This is a genomic window from Candidatus Nomurabacteria bacterium, from assembly GCA_020632075.1.
Classification (GTDB): domain Bacteria; phylum Patescibacteriota; class Minisyncoccia; order Phycocordibacterales; family UBA918; genus OLB19.
In genome coordinates, this window is the sequence record JACKGH010000001.1 from 390,659 (window position 1) to 409,426 (window position 18,768).

Here is an 18,768-nt window from a genome sequence, read left to right on the forward strand (position 1 = left end):
TTTACACAAAAAGCGCGCCGCAAGCGGCGCGCCCATAGAACAACCATAACGTGTTTACTTCCTTGGCAAAGAAAGCGTAAAACCATACATCCCATCGATGGTCGATCGATAGGTGGTTTGCCATTCCTTCGCGTGAAAAATGTCGTGCGCCGACACCGCCACCTTATTCAACACTTCTTCCACTGCATCTGACTGGACCACGACCTTGCCGACGGATTCTCCTTCCTCCGCCGAAAGATCTGCATAGTACAGCACCTCGATCAAGACCTTTCCTTCTCCTTCAGCGAAACGCAAAAGAAACGTGTACTCGTCACGAATTCGCTCGCACATGAAAGCATGTGCCGCACGGCACACTTCTCGCGCCACCGATCCGATAACCCTTTGATGCCCGATCTTAACGGTTTCCACCGACAGATCCAATTCGTTTGCCATGACTCCTCCTTATTAGGTAGTCTTGAAACACAAAATTCTATTCGGTACTATTTGTATCATAAATTTGTATTTTGTCAATGTGCGTATCGATGCATCTATCATAGCATATATGCTATATTGATTACCTATGCAACACATTGGAACCCGCATCGCCGACGTCCGCGAGACCCTCGGCCTCACGCAGACAGACTTAGCCAAAAAGATCAAAACCACCCAGAGTGCGATCGCTCGCATAGAAGCCGGCAGACAAAATGTCAGTGCTGATATGCTGAAGCGCATCAGCAAGGCTCTCGGGAAAAATCTCATCACCCTCTCCCCTGGTACCGTCAATGTACGGATCGGTGGTGGCAAAAAACTCACCGGCACCATTGAGACCAACACGTCAAAAAACGGTGCAGTCGGCCTCCTGTGTGCATCACTCCTCAATAAAGGCACCACCACCCTTCACCGCATGCCACGCATCGAAGAGGTACACCGCATTATCGAGGTACTCGAGAGCATTGGTGTAAAAGTGGAATGGAAAGGCACTACCGTAACGATCACTCCGCCAAAAAAGTTTGAACTACAAAAGATCGACAAGGTTGCCGCCATGCGTACTCGCAGTATCGTGATGTTCATCGGCCCACTCATGCATCACCTGAAGTCATTTTCGCTGCCACAGTCTGGCGGTTGTAAGCTTGGCAGCCGTACGGTGAAGCCGCATTTCTTTGCACTAGAACACTTCGGAGTGGATATTAAAGCGACTGAGGATTCGTTTGTTGTGAAGACTGTGCCACGGCCGGCCGGCGAGATCATTCTGTATGAATCTGGTGACACCGTGACCGAAAACGCACTCTTTGCAGCCGCCGGCCGGCCGGAGACCACCATCATCAAGTACGCCACTGCCAACTACATGGTGCAGGAAGTCTGCAACTTCCTGTGTCAGCTTGGAGTGAAGATCGAAGGCTATGGCACTACCACCTTGAAAGTAACTGGGGTTAAAGATATTGATCAGGATGTCGAATACACTCTATCTGAAGACCCGACCGACAGTATGTTCTTCCTAGCTGCCGCGATCGTGACCAATTCCAGCATTACCATTACTCGTTGTCCGATCGAATTCCTTGAACTTGAGCTGCTCAAGCTTGAGAAGATGGGCTTTAAGTGTAAAAAGTCTAAGCCGTACCTGAGCCATAATGGCGCCACCAAGCTGGTCGATATCACCACCAAACCATCGAAGCTCGTGGCACTTCATGAAAAGATCCATCCGGCAGTGTACCCAGGACTCAACATGGACAATCTCCCCTTCTTTGCCGTGATTGCTACCCAAGCCGCTGGACAAACACTCATTCATGACTGGGTGTACGAAAAGCGTGCAATCTACTTCACTGAGCTTGATAAACTTGGCGCCGATACCGTCCTCGCTGATCCACACCGCATCTTTATCACCGGCCCGACCAAGCTACGCGCCACTGAGCTAGTGTGTCCACCTGCCCTTCGTCCAGCCACTATCTTACTCATTGCTATGCTTGGCGCTGAAGGAGAATCGGTGCTGCGCAACATCTACAGCATCAACCGTGGCTATGAGAAATTGGTAGAACGACTCGCGAGCTTAGGTGCAGACATTTCGTATTTGGATGAGTTTTAAATGAGTCACAGAGCCGTAAGGCGACAATGACGAATTTATGCAGGCGCTTGGCCACGATCCAGACCATTTCCTAGGTCTGGATCTGGTCGCAGCGAGCTGCAATAATATCTGAACCACCACGCACTTTATTCAAACTTAATATTCCCCCGCAGCAACAATTCCCCTTGCTGCTTGAACGACCCCTGTGCACGAGTCGCCGCTTCGGACATGATGATATACACTCGACCTTCATTTGAAGAATCGTCATATCCGTGTGCACCGATAACCAGATCATCAACCCCATCACCCGAAACGTCGCCAGCTGCGAGAGAAATACCAAAGTTACTATTTGTTGCTTCACCACTGATCTTCACACCGCTGTCGATTGCATCTGAGGTGTGTAAATTATCACCGTAAAAGAGGTAGACGTCTCCGGTAAAGGTGTCGCTGCGCCACGCACCCACTGCAAGATCGTCAACTCCGTCACGATCAAAGTCGCCAGTTGCAAGTGTTGTACCTAAGTTATCATCACTACTTGCCTCACCACTTAATATCACATCTGCAGACGATGCAGAGATCGATCCTGAGAGCGTCGCATTGTAGAAAACATACACTCGACCACTAAATGAATCATATCGGTATGACCCAACCGCCAGATCGTCTTTGCCGTCGGCATTATAGTCACCCACTGTAAGAGCCCCACCAAAATACGCACTAGTACCCACTCCCGTCATAATTACATCTGCCGTTGAAGCGTTTGCAGAACTCATCGAGCCGCCGTAGAAGACATAGGCGCGACCGGTATTGCTGTATACATACGCCCCCACCACCAAGTCATCTATACCATCATTATCAAAATCACCTGTAGCCACCCTGTCTCCAAAGTAGTTACTCGTTCCTTCACCAGTGTATGTCACATCTGCGCCGGTTGCGTTTTCATCGATCATTGAGCCGCCGTAGAAGACATAGGCGCGACCGGTATTACCACCGTTTGAATAACCATACGCACCAACTACGAGATCATCGGTGCCGTCTGCATTGTAGTCACCTGTCGTAAGAGAATGTCCAAAGTAACCAAGTATCCCCTCACCGGTTAGCGTCACATCAGCATCACTCGCGTCACCGTCAGCTAAGCTGCCGCCATAGAAAATATAGGTGCGACCAGCACCACTTCCATACGAAGTAGCACTAACCACCAAGTCGTCAACTCCATCGTTGTTAAAGTCACCCTTAGTTAGGGCTGTTCCAAACGCCGTACCACTGTCGCCGGTCAGCGTTACATCTGCACTAGTCGTGGTTGTGGAATGTTTAACACCTCCATAGAAGATGTAGGTGCGGCCTTGGTTTGAGTTGTATCCCGCAGCACTTACTGCCAAGTCATTTTTTCCATCATTATTAAAGTCTCCTACAACAACATCCTTACCGAGATCATCTTCAGACGCAGCACCGGTCACCTGCCAATCATTCGTCGTGTAGAAATACAACCGACCTTGGTTAGAATTATACAAATGTGCGCCTATCACCAAATCGTCACCACCGTCGTTATTAATATCCCCTGCAGCCATGTAACGTCCGTAATACCCTGTCTCTCCGTCGAGAGTAACATCAGCACCAGAGGCGTTTTCAGTAATTATCGAACCACCGTAGAAGATGTAGGCACGGCCTTGGGAAGAGTTGTAGCCAACCGCACCGACTGCAAGATCCTCCATGCCGTCGTGATTAAAATCACCCGAAATTAAATCAAGACTAAAACTGTTACTAGTCGCTTCACCGGTCAATGTCACATCAGCACCAGAGGCGTTTTCAGTAATTATCGAACCACCGTAGAAGATGTAGGCACGGCCTTGGGAAGAGTTGTAGCCATGTGCACTAACTACCAAGTCATCACTCCCGTCTGAATTGAAATCACCCGAACTAAGTACAACACCTAGGTAACTATTTCCGGCTTCGCCGGTGATAATCGCATCCGCGCCCGATGCATTTTCAGAGATCATTGCACCACCGTAGAAGATGTAGGCACGGCCCTCGTAACTGCCATATGTATTTGCCCCAACCGCGAGATCGTCTTCCCCGTCTGAATTGAAATCGCCAGTTGCTAGAGAGGTTCCAAAATTATTAGTGGTGGCTTGGCCAGTCAGTGTCACATCAGCACCAGAAGCGTTTTCAGTAATCATCGAACCACCATAGAAGATGTAGGCACGGCCAGTAGCAGAACTGTAGCTGTTAGCTGAAACGGCCAAGTCCTCTACACCGTCAGCATTAAAATCGCCAACGGCAAGTGCTGACCCAAAACTGTTACTCGCACCTTCACCAGTCAATACAACGTCAGCATCGGTTGCGTTTCCACTAGCTATACCACCTCCATAGAAGATATATGCCCGACCAACTGTACCACCATACAATGTCGCACCCACCACGAGATCATCTTTGCCATCATTGTTAAGGTCACCTATTTCCAAATTAACTCCAAAGTAGTTGGTAGCAGCTTCCCCCTCGATAATCACATCAGCTCGTCCGGCTTTGGTTTGATAACTCCCGTCGTTGTAGAAGATATACACTCTCCCAGCATTTGAATTGTAAGAGTAAGCCCCCACCACAAGATCATCCTTACCATCATTGTTAAGGTCACCGATCGCACTTGCTGCTGCAAAAAGATTTGAGGCACTTTCCCCCGTAATCTTCAGCTCATAGCCCATGATCGGATCAACCCGCAAGCCATCAGATAGTGGCGAGCGCTGGATCTCCCAGGCGTAGTCCTCGCGGGTTTCGTAGAAATAGATGCGGCCGGTGTCGCCGCCATTGTTGTAGCCCGGAGCACCAATCACGAGGTCGTCTTTGCCGTCGGCGTTGAAGTCGCCAGTTATGAACGCGTGACCGAAGTCATCGTTGGTACTGTCTCCGGTGATGATGATGTCGGCGCTGGCGGCTGCAGTCGGGTACGAGCCGTCGTTGTAGAAGATGTAGGTGCGGCCTTGATAGGTATTGTATTGCCAGGCTCCTACCACGATATCTGTCTGACCATCGTGATTGAGATCGCCGGCGGTCAACGCGGTACCAAAACTGCTTAAAGCTTCACCGGTCAAAGTCACATCTGCAGCGCTATCAGTAGTACTTGCCAGAATGTTCCCATAGAAAATGTACACTCGACCTTGATTTGAGCTGTAACCCGGGGCACCGATGACGAGGTCATCACGACCGTCGCTATTGAAGTCTCCGATAGTAAGAGCATTCGCAAAAGCAGATGCTGCGATAGTTCCAGTAAGTATGACATCTGCCAAGCTGTCAGATGAGCTCGCAAGCGAACCTCCGTAAAAAACGTAGGCACGACCAAGGTTGCTACTATAGCCTGTAGCGCCGACAATCAGATCGTCGATTCCGTCGGAATTAAGATCACCCGTCGCTAAAGAGTAGCCGAACGCTTCAGCTGTTCCGTCGTTTGTGTATAACACGTCACTGGTGCTTGCATATTCAGACACTAAGTCTCCATAAAACACATACGTCCGACCCTTGGAGCCACCATATAAAAACGCACCAACTGCCAAATCATCTTTTCCATCAGCATCATAGTCTCCGACAGCGAGCGAAGAGCCAAAGAAACTCACAGTCGCCTCGCCAGTCAGAGTTACATCCGCACCTGAAGCGCCTTCTGACACCATAGCTCCACCATAAAATACATATACTTCTCCTGTAAGTGTTGTCTTGATCGACGCACCAACCACCAAGTCATCAACTCCGTCACTGTTGAAGTCTCCGACAGCGAGCGCTCCGCCAAAATTACTCGAACTATCTCCTGTTAGAGTAACGTCACTCGTACTCGCCAAGGTAGTATAGTCTCCATCATTGTAAAAAATGTACACCTTACCTGCGTTGGAATTGTCTAAATATGCACCAACCGCAAGGTCATCTCTACCGTCGTTATTAAAATCTCCTGTTGCAAAGGATTTACCAAAGTAGTCGCTCGTTCCCTCGCCGGTGATGTGCTGGTCGAGGTTCACCTGGCCAGATTGAGAGTAGAAGATGTAGGTTCGGCCTTGGGAGGAGTTATAGGCATATGCTCCTGCCACCAAGTCTTCCTTGCCATCATGATTGAGATCAGCAACAGCAAGAGCGTTGTATCCAAAAAAATTCGACGTACTTTCACCGGTTATTATCAGATCTGCAGACGTTGCATTTCCGCTAATTATTGATCCACCGTAAAAAACATAGACTCGTCCTTCATTAGTCGTCACATCATACCCAGGAGCACTTACAACGAGGTCATCACTACCATCAGCATTCAAGTCTCCCTGTGCAAGGGTAAAGCCAAACTGTCCATTGGTTGAAGATTCTCCTGTTAGGGTCACGTCTGCACCAGAAGCGCTTTCGCTCACCATCATACCGCCGTAAAAAATGTACACTGCTCCCTGACTACTACTAACAGCAATTGCTCCAATAGCAAGATCGTCGGTCCCGTCATTATTTAGGTCTCCTATCGTTACTGAGTTACCAAAAAACATGCTGGAAGCTCCTCCCGAAAGCACAACATCCGCCGCGGAGGCACTCGAACTCGACATGCTACCACCATAAAAAACGTAGGCTCTTCCTTGAGTAACACTGTATGCACGAGCAGTCGCTACAAGATCATCAATCCCATCGCTGTTCAAGTCTCCGCTTGTGATCGCATAACCAAAGAAATTGTTGCCAGCTTCTCCTGTGTACACTACATCGGCATTTGAAGTAACATCAGACGAGACAGGTCCATAGAAAATATATGTGCGACCAGTCCGGCTCGTATATCCATACGCCCCGACCGCGACATCCTTCACCCCATCGCCATTGTAATCAGCAACTCCTATTGCTGTTCCTGTATTTTCACCTGCGATACTTCCTGTGAGGGTGACATCAGCAGTGTTAGCTGAGCCACTTTCGATCGGTCCTCCAAACCATATGTACACTCGACCCTCTGTATTTGACACGTCATAGTTATAGGCACCCACCAGGAGATCGTCGGTCCCGTCACCGTTTACATCACCACTCGTTAAAGAGTAACCAAACAGATCTCCTGCGACTTCGCCAGTAATGATAACCGGAGCATCGGCGGCATACCCCGTGCTTTCACCACCCCAAAAAATGTACACTCGTCCAATATCTGTAGAACCCCCATCATCGTAGTCATGTGCCCCTACAGCTAGATCTGTCTTCCCGTCGCTATTCCAGTCTCCGATTGCAACCGCCTTACCATATTCACTATTAGTCGCTTCCCCCGTAATCACATCCCCTGAGTTACTCACCCCCGGCGCCGTAAACTGCAGCGTCGGATCAAGCGCAATTGGGTAGCCAAGGAGTGGTACATCAAAGGAGACGGAAAGAACATAGTCACCAGAGGTGTCATTTGGATCGATGGTAGAGGCTTTGGTCACCTGCCACTCATGGGTCTGTTGGTTGCCTTGAGCATCAATGGTGTATGGAGCCGGGATGATGAGGTCTGGGGCGCGGTTCTCAATATCAGCCAGCATATCAGCAGCAATCGTGCGCTGCGCTCTCGCCCAAAGGTCTTCTTCGACGCCCGGTTCGGGTGGCGTGTTGGTCGGAAGATAACGGACTTCGACCTCACCACGGTCGTTGGTGGTTAAGTGAGCGTTTGAGAAGGTGTATGACTGGGTTTCGTGACCAGTGCCGGTTTGGAAGATGGTCCAGTGTTTTAAGTTGCGGTACCCGGCAGCTTGGTCTTTCTGGTAGGCGTAGTAGGTGTGGAGGCGGTTGTCTTCGCTTGTGTACTTAAGGTATTGCGGCGACACAGCACCGGACACAACTTCGCTCAGGGAGCGCTCCGGGCCGCTAGGCCAAGTCATACTCCCTTCTCGAAGTGTGTCCGGTACCGTGTCTTCGTTTGTACCCGCTGTCAGTAGCGACGCACGATGTGGCTGGGTGGTGTTGTGTCGCACCGTGAACTGTCTGTTGCCAGGGAGCGTGATGGTGAGAGGTTCGTTGAGAGAATCTGGGAACTGGAGGGAGAGGGATTCACTAAGATCTGGTGAAGCAAAGGTAGTACTCGCTTGATTGCCATAGGTGATCTCTACCCCGTCTTTAAGGGTATCGGTGAGGGTACGTTCTTCGGAGAGTGAGACCAGTGGGTACTGAGAGAAGTCTTCTTCGACACGCTGTCCGACGAGATCGAATTGAGAGAGGTCGGTGGTGATGTCAGGTGCTTGATTTGGTTTAAAAAATCCAGAGAGATACAACACGAAAAACACAACTGCTACTCCAGCCAACACAATTAACGTTCGGTACGTACCTGTACCTGGCATGACACTAATAATAGCACTGCAACACCTGATCTTTTTCCACAAGTTAACAGTAAGATAGGGCTTTTGGAGCAGCCCGCTGCAGCTAGATTCAGGACTAGGACTAAAGTCCTGAATCTAGCTAAGCGTCTGCATAAGCAAAAATTAGTCGTCGCTTTGCTCCTCATGTTTTTGCTTATATAATGTCCTCTACCTATGTTCGTGATCCAAGTAACCCCGCTTATTCGTGGCACCAAGCTTGAATCACTTTCCTATTTTTCAGGCACAGACTACGCCATCGGTAGCTTTATTGAAGTGCCGATTCGCGGAAAAAAGCAAGCGGCGATCGTCATTGAGACCAAGCCGGTCAGTAGTACGAAGACCGCTCTTAAGGCAGCCACTTTTTCATTACGAAAACTTCCCACTCAACCAGACCCAACCGTCCTCCCTGAAACGATCCGTAAGACCGCTGACATGCTAACAAGGCACTACCCCGCCTCGGTCGGGGCGATCTTGTTTGGACTACTCCCGCCAGACATCCGCAATGGCAGTCGACCATACCCACGCAGTGAGTTCATGCAACAGTGCGAAGAGACCACACCACAACTCCTGACAGCTCGAGTAGATGAACGATATGTAGCATATCAAAGCCTCATCCGCACCACCTTCGCACATCGAGGATCGATCATGGTCGTAGTACCAACCGCCGTTGATGTGACCTATGCGCAAAAAGAACTAGGTGCGGGTATTAGTGATCGCACGATCATATTTTCACCGAACCAGACGAAGCGACAACGAGACACGTCATACCAAAAACTCGCCGATACGACGACTGCAAAGCTGATCATTACCACCCCATCACACGCGTATCTAGAGCGTATCGATCTCATGACGATCGTCATTGAGCAAGCAGCCAGCAATCACTACGTGACTCGTCAACGCCCCTATCTGGATCATCGCACTGCGCTCATTACCTTTGCTAAGCAAGCAGGACGCTCGATCGTACTCGGTGATACCGTACATCGCACTGAAGACGAAGTGCGGCGCCGTGAAGAGATCTATCTTACTTATGGCGAAGAAGCGAAGCGAATTGCATTCACCGCGCCACTCTCGATCATCAAACAAAAGGATAAACCGCGACCTGACGTGCCGTTTCAGTTGTTTTCTGATGAGTTGGTGACCAGTGTGGAGCGGGCGCTTGAGGCGCGAGGCCACGTCTTTTTCTATGCCGCTCGTCGTGGCCTCGCGCCGGTTGTCGCCTGTATCGACTGCGGTCTTATTTTCCGCTGCCCTGACTCAAACACACCGTATTCACTAGTTCGCACAAACAAAAACGGCGAGGAAGAACGCTGGTTTGTCTCGAGTACGTCGGGTCGCCGCGTTCGCGCATCAGATGTCTGCGAGAAGTGCGGCTCATGGCGCCTGCGCGAACGCGGCATCGGCATTCAGCAAGTCTACGATGAGTGGAAAAGCAAAATGCCGAGCTGCGACGTAACTATCATGGACAACACCACCGCCAGCACACCAAAGCAGGCTGAAAAAATGGCCAGGGAATTCTTTGAGAAGCGCTGCGGTGTACTGATAGGCACCCAGATAGCACTGCCGTTCTTAAGCCAAGGTGTTGAGGTGAGTGCGATCATTTCACTCGATGCAGCGAGAGCTATTCCAACCTGGCGCGCTGACGAATCACTCTTTCGTTTACTACTCCGCTTGCGCGAATGTACTTCAAAAGAAGTCTTGATACAGACACGTACCGAAACCGACAACCTCCTCATCCATGCGACACGCGGTGCGGTGGAACGTTTTTATGATGACGAGATCGCACTGCGAAAAATGGTGCAATATCCACCCTTCAACATCTTCATTCTGCTTACCTGGGTTGGTACTGCTCAGTCTGCACTTGAACTCGAAAAGCCAGTACGAGAAACCCTTAAAGCCTTTCCGATCCAGTACTACAACAACCCTAATTCTACCTACAGCAAAACCCAGCGACACGGGCTTATTCGTGTACCAGCCAGCGATAAAGCATTATTCCAAACTATCCTCACGACACTACGCACTATTCCGCCGTATGTAAAGGTCGAGATCGATCCAGAGAGAATCGTGTAATTAACTTTACGCTCATTAAATCACGTGGTAATGTGCAGATGGTCATCTGTACGGTACTGATGGAGGAAAGTCATGCTACTTGTGTACACAATTCTACATCTGCTTGTTTCAGCCATACTCTGGGAGTTGTGGCCTCAAATATTCGGAAAACGCACTGTTATCACGTATTTGGCGGTCTTATCAGGACCATCTTCTATCCTAATCGTAGGAATAGCTGCAACAGTACTGTTAACAATCGGATATATAACATTCCTCTTCACTCCAATCTCTGCCCCACCTTGGGGAATCACTGGAGACGACTGAGTGAATTAAAAATTTGAGAGTGGTCGACTAATCGCCGCTCTTTATTTTTCCCTATCATTTTGTATAGTATTTTCATGAATAAATTAGTCCCGCAGAACCACCCTGCCCTACACACCATCGCCGAGGAAATCACCCCGGAGGAATTTGCTAATGGCACCGTCGCGAAGATCCTCAAAGGCATGCGCAAAGCGATCAAGACCTACGACGTTGATGGCTATGCTGCGGTTGCGATTGCTGCACCGCAAGTTGGTGTTGCTAAGCGCCTGTTTCTGATTGAGGACCAAAACGCAGATCGTGAGGATCCACTCCCAACTATCGTTGCTATCAATCCTCGCATCACCAAAGTATCGAAAAAATCACATGAGGTTGGTGAAGGCTGTCTCTCAGTACCAAACAAGTATGGTGTCGTACTGCGCCATAAGAACGTGACTGTTGAGGCACTTGATGAAAACGGCGAACCATTCACTCGTGGTGCTGGTGGCCTCTTGGCACAGATCATTCAGCATGAGTGCGATCACCTCGATGGCACCCTCTTTGTAGATCGCGCAGAAAAAGTGTGGGACAAAGACGACCGACCAAGTGGGTTAAGCGAGGCTGAAAATGAATAAGGAAATAAAATTCGCATACTTTGGAGGCGAACCGCTTGGAGTGCCTGCGCTCGAAGAGTTGGCCGCGGCCGGCCTCATGCCGAGCTTGGTAGTTTGCAACCCCGATCGACCGGCCGGCCGCGGCCACAAACTCACGCCGCCGCCCGTCAAAATCTGGGCAGAAGCACACAATATTCCTGTCTTCCAACCAGATAGCTACAAGGCAGAAGTAACACGCCAACGACTTGAGAGCGAGTCTTGGGATGCATTTGTCGTAGTGGCCTACAATTTTATTCTACCCGAATGGTTACTTGAGATGCCGAAGCATGGCGTTTTGAATGCCCACCCTTCCCTACTACCAAAACTCCGTGGAGCAAGCCCGATTCGCACTGCAATCCTGAAAGACTTGCGCGATGAAGTAGGAGTGACCGTGATGTTACTTGATAAGGAGATGGACCACGGGCCAATTCTCGACCAGATGGCAATGGATATTTCTGACGAGAATTGGCCCGTATCAGGCCCGGATCTCGACCTCGCGCTCGCCCGTATGGGCGGTTCACTACTGGCCGACGTGCTACCAGCCTGGATCACCGGCGAACTCGCTCCACAAGAACAAGATCACGGCGCCGCTACCTACTGCGGTCGCTTCAAAAAGGGCGAAAATGAGCTCACGATCGATCCACTCGATCTTCCTACTGGCCAAGCAGCCTTGGCTGCTTGGCACACGATCAATGCCTGGGCTGGTATTGGCGATACATACTTCATGCACAACGACAAGCGAGTGAAGGTAAAGATGGCCGAACTGACTAATAACGGCACGCTGCAGTTACTTCGTGTAACACCCGAGGGTAAACGTGAGATTGATTTTGATGACTACCTGAAGAGTGTTTCATAAAAAAACGGGCGGCCCCGAAGGGGCCGCCCGTTTCTTACTTCAGCTCTATACCTGAGCCTCCATCATCATTTCCTTTGCTTCTCGTCCCGCTTGCTTATCTCTCGTTACCTGCTTTTCTTTAGCGGTGCGGAGCTCTTTATCGAGTTCGTCTCGGACTTCGTCGATCGCTTTCTCAAATGTTTCTTCCGTAGCTACTGCTCGATATAGCGTGCCATTGATCTGCAAATTTGCCTCAACCTGATGTACCTGACCATTCTGCTGTGGTGCCACCTTCTGAAATTCGATCTCACACGTTACCGCGTCATTGTCATGGAGATACTTGGAAAATGCTTCACATTTCTTTTCGATAAGTTCAGTCAATGCTTGCGCTTCTGCCAAATCATTGAATTTATAGTTGATTGATGGAAATGTCATAGAAATTTGTTGCTTCTTAGACTATTAACCCTCACACGAAGTACACGTTGATCCACCCACATGCACCCGTGGCTTGGCCACGGCAGCTGTCGCGCCAGTATTTGCGTAGTTTTCGCGCAAATACTCGATAATGTCACTAGACTCAAACATCGCGACATCCTTTTCAGTATCGACGAGATACGGCACCTGTGACTTACCGGTTTTAACTTCCAGTTCAGCCAAGGCCGCTTCATCTTCGTCGATATCCTTCAGTTCTAGTGCCACGTTTAGATTTTCTGCCATTTGCATCACTCGCTGACAGAATGGACACGTTGAACGCATGTAAAGTGTTAGCATGATTTCACTCTTCGTTATTTTGTAACCTTCCTACAGTATACTACGCAACCGCACCCACTGCCATTCAGCAACTCTGAACACGAAACACTCTCATTCTCTGTCAATGAACTTTCTTGACATATGAAAAAATCAGCGCAGTATATACCACAGGTACAGACAACTACCACTAGGAGGTGTGCCATGTCCCGTTCTTTCGCACGTGCTCGTTTGCTGGTAGTCGTCCTACTGGCCACGCTATTGAGTAGTTGCGTGCTGTATGTTCCGGGCGTACATGTTCGCAGCCACGTACAACCGTACTACCGATACTACGAACCACCTCGAGTCGAAACTCGCACCTACCACTGGGGTCTGCGGTACGATTACAACCGCCCCTCAAACCGCGAGTATCGAGACAACCACCGCAAGTGGCGTCGCAATCAAGAACGATACAACGACCGCTGGCGGTATCGGTATCGTTAAAGAATCTGGACCGACTTATGTCGGTCTTTTTGTATGAAAAATCCCGCCGTGTGTGTTGCCAATTTGGCAACCACTTACGGCGGGTTTCATTCTGTGGTCATCCACGACCAACTTCATCAGTGACGCACAACGTATTGTACGAACAACTGGCGACACGATTGGCCAGCACTGCAAAGCACACGTGCTGCCAATGGTGCAGTGTGAGTAAGAAGCCACAGCAGGGCTTGAAGCAGCATGAGGAGCGGCGAGCTGATCAACCCAAAGCGTTCTTCGCCATAGATCAGTGCAGCGGTCACCGGCAGGATATCGATCCCGGTCAGTGATGAAACTGCCACCAATGCCAACACGGCAAAGTATTCAGGCTGTTTATTCACAAACAGCTCAACCCAGCCCATCAGGGCTCCAAACAAAAAAAGAACACCGGCGGTGAACGAAATCATGGTGTCCATCGTCAAAACCTCCTATCTTGGTGAAGTATCAATTTCCAAGATAAAAATATGATACCAGAGATATATATGACTGTCAATATTTATCCACAATAACAGTAAAAGCCACGTCTCCATCGAGACGTGGCCATATTCCTCAAACGTCTTTACACCGTACTATGCAGCACACGGTCGCAGGCGCGCTCGGCTCCACAAGCAGCGGACTACTTTGCCTGCACTGTGACGCGCAGAAACCAAGGGATCCGGGTGAAGGTTGATCCACACTCCAGCACCCAACACTGCGATCGCAGTCAGGAGTAGCCACACGATCGGATCTCGCAACAACGAGACCAACAATGCGACACCACCAAACCAGAGTACGAGCCCAACGATCAGCATGATGCCGAGCAGAGCCAGTACTCGATGGAAAGAACGTTCACTCTTTTCGATACTTTTGAGCAAGCTATCATTCATAAAAAATGATCTCCCAAAAATCCAGACAACCAGCGTCTGGCGCTTTCTATACCATACAACATTTTTGTATTTTTGCAAGTTACATACGAAAAGGCCGGCAAGCTATGCTTGCCGGCCGGGACACCTCCTTACGCAGCGACCCGCTGCGAGATACGTTTGATGCGATACCGCAGAGCAACACCCGGTGCGAGTTCGAGCCGATTCCAATCTACCCGACCACGCGGCAGACGATAACCGAGTTCCCACTCGGCGCCTTTCATCCACGGCGCGACGAAGAGGTCTTCGGCACCGTAGAGGAAGAAGGCAGCTTCGTCTGCTCGGATCACAAACTGCACCAAGGGACGCAGCGTGTAGGTGAAGAGCTTCTGCCGCTCATAGGCAGCCATCAGGCCTTCGACCGAATCCTCGACCGGTGCATACGCACCCGAGAACTCCGGCAGCTCAAGCACCATTTCCATGGTACCGACCTCGATCGATTTGCTCTCGCCCACCGACTCGGTCGAGACCGACGGAGCTTTCACGCCTTCCGGCAGTGTGAAGCCGAGCGCTTCGAGGCGCTTTACTTCACTACGGTAGAACGAGGCTTCGTCACGCAGGCGCTCCGAAAGCATCTTCAGTCGCAAGTACGGCGCACCGTAAATGCTCTGCCGACGGTTCGGGTGCACATAGTGCTCGAAGTAGACGGTATTGCCAGTAAAGAGACCATGCTCGGTCAGGAACTTGTTCTCCTTGGCAGTCGGATCGAAGACGATCTTCTTCCAGCCGTCATACCAGTAGCCGTCGACATCGACCAGCATGTAGTTGCGATGCGCACCGGTCGATTCCCGCTCAGTGATTGGATCGCGTACCACGATGGTCTGGTCGAAGAGGCGCACCGAGAACGAGAAGACGTCCCGATTGGACGTGAGGCCGGTCAGGGAACCAAACTGATTCTGACCGATCTTGCGCTCGTTCTCTTTGCGCACGCTCTGGCGACGGTTGGTGTACTGAGGGATCTCGACCACCGCCCGGCGCTCGACCAGCGGCACCAAAAACGACAGCAAGTCGAGGTCGGTGACCTGGAAGTTGCCAGCAGCGTCGAGCGCCGGGCGCGGCGAACGGCCGGCCCAACTCATGATCGCGCCGTCAACCAACGAGCGAACGAAGTCGCTATCGATGGCCTGACTGCGGTCCATGATCTTGGCAGCGGCAGTATCGGTACGCGTTGCGACGTCTTTGACGGTTTTGGCAACGAAGTTGGAACCACGAACAATTTTCTTTTGAGTGCCCACTTAGCACCTCCATTCATGACAGTGATAGAATCCCCGCATCGGGTCTGTCCGAACCCTCAACACAACCTAATAACATCAAGTTGTTCCGGGTCGTCGCGACAAAAAATTTGGCTGCAACACTACGCTTCGTCTGCACTGAACTTGAGTTCACTACAGACTCCAGCTTGTGTCTCGCACAAATTTTTTGCCGCTTGGGACACCGGTGAGACTTCGTTCAAACCCTCAGGACGTTCGTGTTCAGCTGTGTCACTTCTTTGGTATCTGTGAAGAACTGAACTGTCATGAGGATATTTCGAAATGCACTTTTTTGTTATTTGTTGACGAATTTCGACAAATTGCTATAGTACGTCGAAACCACTATGGAAAAACTAACTACCATCCTTGGACTACTTGGACTCGCTACGCCTGAGCAGACCATCTACCTTTCCCTACTCCGCGAAGGTCAGTCCACTGCGCGCATGCTCGCTGCGCGCACAAGCATCACTCGCCCATCGGTATACGACCAACTCAAATTGCTTCGCGGTAAAGGGCTAGTGGTCGAACTCGACATCGACGGCAAGACCTACTTCTCCCCCACCAACCCAGAGCAGCTCATCGTGCTTATGGACGAGCAGCTCGACGAACTCGAGTACGGCCGCGCAACTCTCAAGCAGAATCTTCCTGCTCTCCTCTCGTCACTCGACCTCGTACAGCCAAAAGTGCGCTTCTTTGAGGGTCGAGATGGTGTCCAACAACTCATGAAAGACATGCTCTGGCACAACGACATAGAACTACAGATCTGCTGGCCGCACGACGCGATGCTCACCGTGCTCGGATCAGATTTCTTGCAGTGGTTCAATGAACGCCGCCAGAAACGACACATCACACTCAAGACCATTTGGCCACAGAGTAACAAGAAGCAAGCGACGCAGACCTTTACTACCGACGCATCAGATGTAGAGCGACGGTATCTTTCGAGCATTCCCACTGACGGCATGGGATACATCATCTATGCAAACAAAGTAATGTTCATCAGTTCGAGCAAAGAAGCATTTGGCTTTGTGGTTGATAGTGCTGAATTTGCATCATTGCAACGACTCCAATTCACCGCACTGTGGGAAAAGGCAAAATCGTAAAAGAGCCCTAAAACATTGACATTTTTAATATTTTAGTGTATAAATTTACACAAACGAGCATGGCTTCGCCTTGCTTTCCTGTTCCAAACCTGTTCATCAAAAGTTAAGAAAAGGAGAATCAAAGATGGTACTCATTGCACCGCCAGTGTACCTGTTCCCCATTATGTGGCTCGTTTTTGGAGCCGGTGTGCTGGGGATGTTGTTTCGTTGGCACCTGAAGACATCGACCATCGTAGGCGTTGTGGCAGGTTTCCTGCTCTTCGCCTTGTTCGCTCACTACGATGACCCGTACCACGTGTACTGGGGTGTTACCGCTGCGTTCGTGCTCGGGCTGACCGGCATGGCTGTGAGTAAACACTTCAACATCTACATGCTTGGGCTAGCTGCCGGAGTTTCATGGCTGCTGATCTTCATGACAACAGATGATCATACGCCGATCATGACTGCTCTGACTGACGTCAAGAACAGTATCACGGAACTCAACACGTTTTTAATTATGATCATGTTCGTGGTCGAGGCTGGTGTCCACATGGGCATCCTTAGCCCGATCTTGACGATCATTAACACAAACAGCAAGCGCACATTAATGATCATCATTGGACTGATGAGCTTTATCATGTCTGCAGTACTCGACAACCCGACTACTGCTGTTGTCATGGGTGCACTGTTGACTCAGTTGACCACCCGACCCGAAAACCGCTTGGTCTTCCTGGCGATCATCATTGCCGGCGCAAACGCTGGCGGCATACCGTCAGCTATCGGTAACACAACCTCGCTCTTCCTATTCATGGGAGGACAGATCACGATTGATGCAATGTTCTTACATCTGATCGTACCATCGCTGGTATACATGCTGGTGATCTTCGCTTGGTTCTGGTTCAAACTCAGCGGCAACGTCGAACGACCAGTCCCTAATGAGCTGGATCCTCACGCGCTAGAGCAATCTCAACAGTTTCACCTGAAGACCTGGCAGCAGTTACTGCTCCTTGGGCTCGTACTGTCTGGCATTGCACTGATCGTGATTACGAAGCTGGTGTATCACTACGAGCCGTGGCTGGCAGGGATCCTGGTGTTCTCGATCTGGGGTATCTTGACCGGCAAGTTTCACGTTATTAAAGGTCACCATTTCGTCGAAAAGTTTAACGTGAAGAGTGCGCTGAGCGACGTCGATTTTGAAACGGTCGTAAAGTTCGCTTTCCTTATTGCTCTCGTGGGTGCCGCAAACTATGTTGGGGTCTTGAGAGATGTTGCGAACCTACTCGTCAACACAATCACAGAACACGGTAGCGAAGATCTCGTCGCACCAGGCATTGCCCTCCTCGAAGGCATCGTCTCGGCGTTCATGTCGAACAGCGCACTCGTCGCTTCAAACCAGGCTATGTTTGGTCTCGATCAGTATCCAACCAACCACATTTTCTGGCTGATGCTGAACTACACCACCGGCGTAGGTGGGGCCTTCCTGCCGATCGGCACCGCGGCTGGGATGATCCTAATGTCTCGTTTCCACTCGGTTCTCACCATGGGTGCGTACATCAAGATGACGATCATTCCGTTTTTCCTCGCCTACGTGGCAGGCTTCGCCGTACTGTACGCTGACTATCTGATCAATATCTCCTGATCTCCATCGCGCAACGCGATAGCAAAAGCCCCGACTCTCGTCGGGGCGTTTTTATTTCTCTTTCTTGTCTCCTGTCTCTAGCTCTTTTTCGACTCGCTCCACGATCTCACTGAGTGCCATCTGTGCCTTGACCAAGAAATCATGCGCGCCGAGGTCTTTGGCTTTTTTAATATCAGTAGGCTCAGCCAAGTTCGATAGCACCAACACCGGAATATCACTCAAGTGCACACTTTGCTGCAGTGTCCGCAAGATCTCAAAACCGTCAATATTTGGTAACACCAAGTCGGTCAAAATGATGTCTGGCTTATCCTCCTGCATGTGATCAAAGGCGGTCTGTGCATCTGGACAGCCAGTAACCACATATCCAAGTTCAGTGAAGTTTTCAGACAACGCTTCAAGCAGCATACTCTCATCTTCGATGATCAGGATCTTTTTGGGAGTTTGTTTCATATTCGTAACAC

At 50.2% G+C, this 18,768-nt stretch carries 15 protein-coding genes; 7 read left to right on the forward strand and 8 right to left on the reverse strand.

What is annotated here, in order from left to right; all coding sequences use genetic code 11:
• Nucleotides 1-54 precede the first annotated feature (54 nt).
• Nucleotides 55-432, reverse strand: coding sequence for a hypothetical protein (locus H6786_01990; GenBank protein ID MCB9816143.1), 378 nt, complete (start codon nucleotides 430-432; stop codon nucleotides 55-57).
• A gap of 127 nt (nucleotides 433-559) precedes the next feature.
• Here H6786_01990 and H6786_01995 point away from each other — a divergent pair, with 127 nt between their 5' ends.
• Nucleotides 560-2,059: a UDP-N-acetylglucosamine 1-carboxyvinyltransferase gene (locus H6786_01995; GenBank protein MCB9816144.1), complete on the forward strand. Its 1,500-nt coding sequence runs from the start codon at nucleotides 560-562 to the stop codon at nucleotides 2,057-2,059.
• Between the two features lie 125 nt (nucleotides 2,060-2,184).
• Here the strand turns inward: H6786_01995 and H6786_02000 are convergent, their stop codons facing one another.
• Nucleotides 2,185-8,325, reverse strand: a complete 6,141-nt coding sequence (locus H6786_02000; GenBank protein MCB9816145.1) for an FG-GAP repeat protein — start codon at nucleotides 8,323-8,325, stop codon at nucleotides 2,185-2,187.
• Between the two features lie 192 nt (nucleotides 8,326-8,517).
• On the opposite strand from H6786_02000, the gene H6786_02005 reads away from it, so the two are divergent.
• The 3 genes from H6786_02005 (at nucleotide 8,518) to H6786_02015 (ending at nucleotide 12,195) form a co-directional block, all read left to right on the forward strand.
• Nucleotides 8,518-10,410, forward strand: a complete 1,893-nt coding sequence (locus H6786_02005) for a hypothetical protein (protein ID MCB9816146.1) — start codon at nucleotides 8,518-8,520, stop codon at nucleotides 10,408-10,410.
• Nucleotides 10,411-10,787: 377 nt separating this feature from the next.
• Nucleotides 10,788-11,321 carry a peptide deformylase gene (def, locus tag H6786_02010; protein MCB9816147.1) on the forward strand — a complete coding sequence of 178 codons (534 nt, stop codon included), beginning with the start codon at nucleotides 10,788-10,790 and terminating at the stop codon, nucleotides 11,319-11,321.
• On the forward strand, nucleotides 11,314-12,195 hold the full coding sequence (locus tag H6786_02015) for a methionyl-tRNA formyltransferase (GenBank protein MCB9816148.1): 882 nt from the start codon (nucleotides 11,314-11,316) through the stop codon (nucleotides 12,193-12,195). Before def ends, H6786_02015 begins: the two co-directional genes overlap by 8 nt.
• 45 nt (nucleotides 12,196-12,240) lie before the next feature.
• Here the strand turns inward: H6786_02015 and raiA are convergent, their stop codons facing one another.
• Both raiA and H6786_02025 read right to left on the reverse strand, forming a co-directional pair.
• Entirely contained in the window at nucleotides 12,241-12,609 is a 369-nt protein-coding gene (gene raiA, locus H6786_02020; protein ID MCB9816149.1) for a ribosome-associated translation inhibitor RaiA, read from the reverse strand.
• Between the two features lie 24 nt (nucleotides 12,610-12,633).
• Nucleotides 12,634-12,945, reverse strand: a complete 312-nt coding sequence (locus H6786_02025) for a glutathione S-transferase N-terminal domain-containing protein (protein MCB9816150.1) — start codon at nucleotides 12,943-12,945, stop codon at nucleotides 12,634-12,636.
• 271 nt (nucleotides 12,946-13,216) lie between these two features.
• On the opposite strand from H6786_02025, the gene H6786_02030 reads away from it, so the two are divergent.
• The gene (locus H6786_02030) at nucleotides 13,217-13,441 is read left to right on the forward strand and encodes a hypothetical protein (protein MCB9816151.1); all 225 of its coding nucleotides are present in this window, start codon (nucleotides 13,217-13,219) and stop codon (nucleotides 13,439-13,441) included.
• Between the two features lie 79 nt (nucleotides 13,442-13,520).
• Here H6786_02030 and H6786_02035 read toward each other — a convergent pair whose 3' ends face one another.
• The 3 genes from H6786_02035 to H6786_02045 form a co-directional block, all read right to left on the reverse strand.
• Nucleotides 13,521-13,853 carry a hypothetical protein gene (locus tag H6786_02035; GenBank protein MCB9816152.1) on the reverse strand — a complete coding sequence of 111 codons (333 nt, stop codon included), beginning with the start codon at nucleotides 13,851-13,853 and terminating at the stop codon, nucleotides 13,521-13,523.
• A 153-nt stretch (nucleotides 13,854-14,006) separates the two neighbouring features.
• Nucleotides 14,007-14,303 carry a hypothetical protein gene (locus H6786_02040; protein MCB9816153.1) on the reverse strand — a complete coding sequence of 99 codons (297 nt, stop codon included), beginning with the start codon at nucleotides 14,301-14,303 and terminating at the stop codon, nucleotides 14,007-14,009.
• A gap of 128 nt (nucleotides 14,304-14,431) precedes the next feature.
• Entirely contained in the window at nucleotides 14,432-15,574 is a 1,143-nt protein-coding gene (locus H6786_02045) for a hypothetical protein (protein ID MCB9816154.1), read from the reverse strand.
• 359 nt (nucleotides 15,575-15,933) lie between these two features.
• On the opposite strand from H6786_02045, the gene H6786_02050 reads away from it, so the two are divergent.
• Nucleotides 15,934-16,689, forward strand: a complete 756-nt coding sequence (locus H6786_02050) for an ArsR family transcriptional regulator (GenBank protein ID MCB9816155.1) — start codon at nucleotides 15,934-15,936, stop codon at nucleotides 16,687-16,689.
• A 163-nt stretch (nucleotides 16,690-16,852) separates the two neighbouring features.
• Nucleotides 16,853-18,307 (forward strand): hypothetical protein, encoded by a 1,455-nt coding sequence (locus tag H6786_02055; protein ID MCB9816156.1) that lies wholly within the window; start codon nucleotides 16,853-16,855, stop codon nucleotides 18,305-18,307.
• A 51-nt stretch (nucleotides 18,308-18,358) separates the two neighbouring features.
• On the opposite strand, the gene H6786_02060 is transcribed toward H6786_02055, so the two are convergent.
• Nucleotides 18,359-18,757 (reverse strand): response regulator, encoded by a 399-nt coding sequence (locus H6786_02060; protein MCB9816157.1) that lies wholly within the window; start codon nucleotides 18,755-18,757, stop codon nucleotides 18,359-18,361.
• Nucleotides 18,758-18,768: the final 11 nt, after the last annotated feature.

What these genes read in the sequence shown, in the direction of transcription:
- H6786_01990 (MCB9816143.1), bottom strand. Translation starts at nt 432, where the DNA reads ATGGCAAACGAATTGGATCTGTCGGTGGAAACCGTTAAGATCGGGCAT.
- H6786_01995 (MCB9816144.1), top strand. Translation starts at nt 560, where the DNA reads ATGCAACACATTGGAACCCGCATCGCCGACGTCCGCGAGACCCTCGGC.
- H6786_02000 (MCB9816145.1), bottom strand. Translation starts at nt 8,325, where the DNA reads ATGCCAGGTACAGGTACGTACCGAACGTTAATTGTGTTGGCTGGAGTA.
- H6786_02005 (MCB9816146.1), top strand. Translation starts at nt 8,518, where the DNA reads ATGTTCGTGATCCAAGTAACCCCGCTTATTCGTGGCACCAAGCTTGAA.
- def (MCB9816147.1), top strand. Translation starts at nt 10,788, where the DNA reads ATGAATAAATTAGTCCCGCAGAACCACCCTGCCCTACACACCATCGCC.
- H6786_02015 (MCB9816148.1), top strand. Translation starts at nt 11,314, where the DNA reads ATGAATAAGGAAATAAAATTCGCATACTTTGGAGGCGAACCGCTTGGA.
- raiA (MCB9816149.1), bottom strand. Translation starts at nt 12,609, where the DNA reads ATGACATTTCCATCAATCAACTATAAATTCAATGATTTGGCAGAAGCG.
- H6786_02025 (MCB9816150.1), bottom strand. Translation starts at nt 12,945, where the DNA reads ATGCTAACACTTTACATGCGTTCAACGTGTCCATTCTGTCAGCGAGTG.
- H6786_02030 (MCB9816151.1), top strand. Translation starts at nt 13,217, where the DNA reads ATGTTCGCAGCCACGTACAACCGTACTACCGATACTACGAACCACCTC.
- H6786_02035 (MCB9816152.1), bottom strand. Translation starts at nt 13,853, where the DNA reads ATGGACACCATGATTTCGTTCACCGCCGGTGTTCTTTTTTTGTTTGGA.
- H6786_02040 (MCB9816153.1), bottom strand. Translation starts at nt 14,303, where the DNA reads ATGAATGATAGCTTGCTCAAAAGTATCGAAAAGAGTGAACGTTCTTTC.
- H6786_02050 (MCB9816155.1), top strand. Translation starts at nt 15,934, where the DNA reads ATGGAAAAACTAACTACCATCCTTGGACTACTTGGACTCGCTACGCCT.
- H6786_02055 (MCB9816156.1), top strand. Translation starts at nt 16,853, where the DNA reads ATGTGGCTCGTTTTTGGAGCCGGTGTGCTGGGGATGTTGTTTCGTTGG.
- H6786_02060 (MCB9816157.1), bottom strand. Translation starts at nt 18,757, where the DNA reads ATGAAACAAACTCCCAAAAAGATCCTGATCATCGAAGATGAGAGTATG.